The organism is Pseudomonas sp. AL10, from assembly GCF_029960685.1.
Classification (GTDB): domain Bacteria; phylum Pseudomonadota; class Gammaproteobacteria; order Pseudomonadales; family Pseudomonadaceae; genus Aquipseudomonas; species Aquipseudomonas lactis.
This window is the reverse complement of the sequence record NZ_JASBQZ010000092.1, coordinates 1-790: the sequence shown is the minus strand read 5'-3', so window position 1 is coordinate 790 and position 790 is coordinate 1. Positions and strand designations below refer to the sequence as shown.

General features: G+C 63.0%; 1 protein-coding gene. It reads right to left on the bottom strand.

What is annotated here, in order from left to right; all coding sequences use genetic code 11:
• Positions 1-790 (bottom strand): ATP-binding cassette domain-containing protein (locus QK296_RS28935; protein ID WP_282392364.1); only part of this gene is annotated, 790 nt, incomplete at both ends.

The following is a 790-nucleotide window of genomic DNA, read 5'->3' as shown; positions in this document are numbered from 1 at the left end:
CTCGGTACGCCCCGCGCCCACTAGCCCGAACAGGCCCAGGATCTCGCCCTTGCGCACCTGGAAACTGATTGGTTCACGCAGGCCGGGACCGAGCAAGCCGTCCACCTTGAGCGCCACTTCGCCTTGCTCACGCGGGCGGTAATCATAGATATCCTGGATATCGCGACCGACCATGCAGGTCACCAACTGGTCATGGGTCAGTGTGCTCATGTCCTCGAAGGTGCGCACGTAGCGGCCGTCCTTGAACACCGTCACCGCATCGCAAATACGGAACACCTCCTCCATGCGATGGGACACGTAGAGCACCACTTTGCCCTCATCGCGCAGGCGCGCGATGATCGCCATCAAGCGGTCGATTTCCCGCGCCGATAAACTGCTGGTGGGTTCATCAAAGGCGATCACGTTGGCGCCGCGGGACAGCGCTTTGGCGATTTCCACCAATTGGCGCTGGCCCAGGGACAGGCGCCCGAGCTTCTCGTCGGGGTCGATTTCATCGGCCAGGCCCTTGAGGCAGGCCAGGGCCTGCTTGCGCAGCAGGCCTCGGTTGACCACGCCAAAGCGCGTGGGCAAATGCCCGAGAAAGAGGTTCTCGGCCACGCTCATTTCCGGCACCAGGTGCAGCTCTTGGTGAATCACCGCCACACCGCTGGCGATGCTGTCGGCGGCGCATTTGAACGCCATGGTTTGCGCGCCGATTTGCACGGTGCCGGTGGATGGAATGTAGGCGCCGCCGAGGATTTTCAGCAGGGTCGACTTGCCTGCGCCGTTCTCGCCCATCAGCGCGTGCACC